The 5,616-nt window shown below is 43.9% G+C and carries 2 protein-coding genes; both read right to left on the bottom strand.

Annotation, left to right across the window (positions count from 1 at the left end; genetic code table 11):
• The coding region (locus AC3LHT_RS07015) for a DNA-directed RNA polymerase subunit beta' (protein WP_488662401.1) at positions 1-2,013 on the bottom strand (2,013 nt) is incomplete at its 3' end.
• 35 nt (positions 2,014-2,048) lie between these two features.
• Positions 2,049-5,573: a DNA-directed RNA polymerase subunit beta gene (gene rpoB, locus AC3LHT_RS07010; protein ID WP_488662400.1), complete on the bottom strand. Its 3,525-nt coding sequence runs from the start codon at positions 5,571-5,573 to the stop codon at positions 2,049-2,051.
• Positions 5,574-5,616 lie beyond the last annotated feature (43 nt).

The following is a 5,616-nucleotide window of genomic DNA, read 5'->3' as shown; positions in this document are numbered from 1 at the left end:
TTCATATTCATGATCAACTGTGGTCAGGTAATATACTCCGACTATTATATCTTTACCCGGCATTGAGACAGGCTTCCCATGCGCCGGTGATATAACATTGTATCTACTGAGCATGAGGAATTTTGCTTCAGCCTGTGCAGCGGCCGACAATGGCACGTGAACCGCCATCTGGTCACCATCAAAGTCAGCGTTGAAAGGTGCACAAACCAGTGGGTGCAGCTTTATGGCATTTCCTTCAACCAGCTTTGGTATGAACGCCTGTATAGATATCCTGTGCAGCGTAGGTGCCCTGTTGAGTAACACGGGGTGTCCCTTTATCACATCTTCAAGAACTTCCCAGGCTTCAGGCATTTCCTTTTCGATGATCATTTTCTTGTATTTACGAGCGGTTTTGCTGGATTCCGTCCCAAGGAGCTTTCCAAGCACAAAGGGTTTGAAGAGTTCCATTGCCATCCTTTTGGGGATACCGCATTCATGGATCTTGAGATCAGGCCCTACGACGATAACAGCGCGGCCGGAATAATCCACACGCTTTCCAAGCAGGTTTCTCCTGAAACGTCCTTTTTTTCCTTTGACAAGATCTGTAAGGGACTTCAAGGGTCTTCCGGACCTGTCGGTGACGGCTTTCCCAACACGGCCATTGTATATGAGCGAGTCAACAGCTTCCTGAAGCATACGCTTTTCATTCCGGATAATAATATCCGGTGCACCTATAGATAGTAGTTTTGCAAGCCTGTTGTTTCGGTTTATAACGCGCCTGTAAAGGTCGTTCAGGTCTGTCGTTGCAAAACGTCCGCCTTCTATCTGGATCATAGGTCTGAGGTCAGGCGGTATAACGGGAACCGCTTCCATAATAATCCATTCAGGCTTGTTGCCAGATTTCAGGAAGTCCTTTATGAACTTCAGCCTTCTCAGTAGTTTCAATGCACGTGCACTGCTTCTGGGTATGGACTTCAGTTCATGCTCAATCTGAACTTTGAGCTCTTCAAGATCAAGATTTTGCAGTAATTTCTTCACCGCTGTGGCACCATAATCACACTGCACTTTACCGGGATAAAGCTCTTTGTAAGCCTCATATTCGTTTTCGATTATGATGTCGCCGATCTGATGTCCAGTTTCTTTAGCTACCTCTTCATCTATTTCTGTCACGATGACAATCGGCCTGTCATTTTCTGTATCTGTCTCTACATCGAATTTACCAGGATAGTATTCGTTGAAAATCTCATATTCGGAAAGGGCCAGAACTTCATCTTCAAAGAGGAAGCGATCAGCAAGTGTGTCACCCTTTCTTACTTCTTCTCCATCCTGTACATATATGAGAGCACCTTCAAAAATGGGATACTTCTTCTGAATGCCATTTTCTCCCTCAATGACAATCCAGTTCAGTTCCCTTTCCGTATTGCTCATTGTGTTTTCAATCCTGACTTTTCCATCTAATTCTGATATCACAGGTCCTTTAGGGTTCTTAACTTTGAATCCCTGCTCCACCTCAAAATCGAGCTTCTTGGTATATATGTCGTACTCCGTTTGGTACAGAGTCATGCCTGCGAAGAAATCCGTGGATTTTGGGTCTGTAATCACATAGAGCTTTTCAATAACCCGCTTCGAACCGTAGTAGATGATGTTTTCAAGGTCTTTTGACTGTATATTCAACAGCGATGCTAATATGCTCGGAGCACTCTTCAAATACCAAACATGAACCACAGGGGCAGCAAGTTCTATATGCCCCATCCTGCGGCGTCTGGCTTCCTTTGATTCAACTCTAACGCCACAACGCTCACAAACAGTGCCCTCGTACTTTTTCCCTTTATACTTTCCACAGGCACATTCATAATCCTTTGTGGGTCCAAATATCCTCTCACAAAATAGCCCGTCTCTTTCGGGCTTGAAAGTTCGATAGTTTATCGTTTCTGGTTTTTTCACTTCACCACTAGACCATCGCCTGATTATTTCCGGTGAAGCAACCCTAATTTGAACAGTGTTGATCTTTCTTCTAAACGAACTAACAGCCATTATCTTCCCTCCTTGAGGGATTTATTCCCTGTTTTTCATAATTTGTCCACGTCAACCTCATTACCATCCTGATCATAAGCCCGTACATCCATAGAAAGGCCTTGGAGTTCTTTTATCAGCACCTTGAAACTTTCCGGTAATCCCGGTTCCGGGATTATATTACCTTTTAAAATTGCCTTGTAAACTTCGTTTCGCCCTTTGATATCGTCGGATTTTATGGTTAGCATTTCGTTCAGTGTATGGGCAGCACCATGAGCTTCCAGAGCCCATACTTCCATTTCTCCGAATCTCTGACCACCAAAATGGGCTTTTCCTCCAAGGGGCTGTTGATGTATCAAGGAATATGGCCCCGTTGAACGGGCATGGATCTTATCTTTCGCTATGTGAACGAGTTTTAACATGTACATAACCCCAACAACAATGGGGAAATCAAAGGGCTCGCCTGTTCTTCCATCTCTCAGAATGACTTTGCCGTTTTTTTCTTCTTCAGAATCCCCGGCATTGAGGTTGTTTTTCTTCCGGGCATGGTAGAGTTCTTCCATTATTTCATGTTCTTTGGCTCCATCGAAGATAGGGGTAGCAAAATATTTGTTGGTGAGCTTGCCCAACCAGCCAAGATGTGTTTCTAAAACCTGTCCGACATTCATACGTGAAGGGACACCTAACGGAGATAGCACGATCTGGATAGGAGTGCCATCTGGCAAGAAAGGCATATCTTCCTTAGGAATTATATTGGAGACTACGCCTTTGTTTCCATGGCGCCCAGCGAGTTTGTCACCTACATCAAGCGGTTTTCGACATGCTACATATACTTTGACAAGCTTGTTTATTCCTGAACCGAGTTCCGAGATATCTTCTTTGTCAAAGACTTTAACATCTATAACTCTTCCTTCCACGCCATGTGGGACCTTCAGTGAGGTGTCCTTGACATCTCTGCCTCTATCTCCAAAGACTGATCTGATGATTTTTTCTTCAGGGGTTGTATCAGATTCACCTTTAGGTGTCACCTTTCCAACTAAAATATCACCAGAACTCACATAAGCTCCAACTCTGACTATTCCGTTTTCATCGAGATTTCTAAGCAATTCCTTTGACACGTTTGGAATATCGGCAGTGATTTCTTCAGGACCCAGTTGGGTATCACGCGCAACGGTTTCATACATTTCGATATGCAAAGTTGTAAAGGTTTCCTCTTCCAGCAGTTCCTGATTTACAAGTATGGCGTCTTCGAAGTTATAGCCTTCCCAGGGCATGAAGGCAACAAGTGCATTTTTGCCCAGTGCAAGCTCTCCCATGTCAGTGGAAGGGCCATCAGCAATGGGAGTCCCTTTTTCTACGATTTCACCTTCTGAAACTATGGGTCTCTGGTTTATGGTAGTGTCTTGATTGGTTCTGATGAACTTATAAAGCAGATACTCGTCGTGAACAGGTGTTCCGTCGGAGCCCACAATCGGGGTTCCGTCATCATTTAGGCGCATGATGATTATTCTTTTTGCATCCACCTTTTTCACAACACCTTTATGCTTTGCCAAAACCACATATCCTGAATCCCTGGCGGCAACAGCTTCGACTCCTGTTCCAACAATGGGGGCTTCAGGCTTTATAACGGGAACGGCCTGTCTTTGCATATTCGATCCCATCAAGGCTCTGTTGGCATCGTCATGTTCCAAAAAAGGGATGAGGGATGTGGAAACGCTGACAATCTGTTTTGGGGAAATGGACATTAGTTCGACTTCTTCCCTTTTCACAAATTTAACTTCTCCGGCATGCCTCACTTCCACAGTATCTGCTTTGATCTGGTTTTTGTCATCGACTTTAATCGTCGATTGCGCGATTTTATAATTCTCCTCTTCATCTGCTCCAAGGAATATTATTTCGTCCGTGAGCTTTCCATTCTTGACTTTCCTATATGGTGTAAGCAAGAATCCGTATTTGTCCAGTGTTGCATAGGTAGATAGTGAAGTCATAAGACCAATGTTAGCACCTTCAGGTGTTTCAATTGGACACATTCTTCCATAATGGGAATGATGGACATCTCTAACTTCGAATCTTGCATGTTCTCTTTTAAGGCCTCCAGGCCCGATAGCCGACAACCTTCTTTTATGAGTTAGTTCGGCCAGGGGGTTTACCTGATCCATGAACTGCGAAAGCTGGCTCGTGGCAAAGAACTGGTGAAGAGTCGTCATGAGGGTTCTCACATTTACGAGATTCTGCACAGATAACTTTTCCAGCGAATTATATAGTGTAAGTCTTTCCTCTAGCAGCTTGTGTATTTTCATGAACGCCTTTTCAAACTCTGTTTGCATGAGCTCGCCAACGGTTCTGACTCTCTTATTTCCAAGATGGTCTTTGGTATCTAACATTTCCGGGTGTGCCTGGATTTCAGTCAAATGCCTTGCAGCAAGAACAATGTCCATAGGGACAATCGCAAGAGATTCCTCGTTGTATATGAGGTCTTCAGGAACATCTTCCTGACCTTCTACTTCAATGAGATAATCTCGGTAAATTCTTCTCAACCTCTGATTTAATTTATAACGTCCTACATCTGAAAAATCGAATCTTTCTGGTTCGAAATACAGCCCATGCAGGTAATTTTTTGCTGCGTTTATTCTTGGAATTTCACCAGGTCTGAGCTTTCTAAATATGGCAAGGTATGCCTCATCTTGGCTGAGCTCTTCGCCATAGGTCTTGTTAAGTGCTTCCAGTGTTTTCATGGCAATAGGCATGGGAAGTTTTACGCTTTCCACGTCTGATTCAAGAATTTCCTTTACCAGAGCTTCTGTGAGAACCGCACCCTTCTCGGCGATCACACTTCCCTTGTGAGATACTTCTTCTAACAATCTGCTACCTATGTGCTCGTAAAGGGCCACGTCGTCATTTGCGTCAACTTCATGAACGAAGAGCTTCAATATTTCCAGGTCGTCTACATATCCCATTGCTTTGAAGAATAAAAAGAGGTTCATTTTTCTTCTTCGGTCAATTCGAACTTGAAGTATGTTTTTATTCGGATTTAACAGTATCTCCAGCCAGGCTCCTTTTACAGGCAGGAAATGTGCCACAAGGATCGGAAGACCGCCCCCGGAGGATTTTGTTGGTTCATCAACAAAATACACACCAGGTGATCTTACGAGCTGGTTTACTATTACTCTTTCTGCACCGTTGATAACAAAGGAAGCGTTATCAGTCATATATGGAAGATAACCAAAGAAAGCTTCCTCCTCTTTGATCTCACCACTTGCCAAATCGGCAATTCTCACCGTGACATATAAAGGTACAGAATAGGTGAGACCCTTGTCCTTGCACTCTTGAATACCATGCTTTGGCTTTCCCACTCTTGTAGATACGAAATCAAGTGTGAACCCTTTTTCGCCTTTGCGAATATCACCACGTTGAATTTGAGATTTGATAGGGGAATATTTTTTTAGGACAGAGAGAAGTCCTTCATCGATGAACCATTGGAAAGAACGGGTTTGAATTTCAATCAGGTTTGGAATCTCAAGGGGTTCAACAACTTTCCCAAAGACCCAGCGCTCACGCTTCGCGAAACTTGCCTTTCTCATTCAATCACCTCTCGTCAACTTGAGCACACCAAGCCCACACCAG

This window comes from Kosmotoga sp. (genome assembly GCF_982836095.1).
This window is presented reverse-complemented; position numbering and strand designations above follow the sequence as displayed.

Excerpts from the sequence above, each read along its gene's own strand:
- rpoB (WP_488662400.1), bottom strand. The coding sequence starts at position 5,573 with ATGAGAAAGGCAAGTTTCGCGAAGCGTGAGCGCTGGGTCTTTGGGAAA.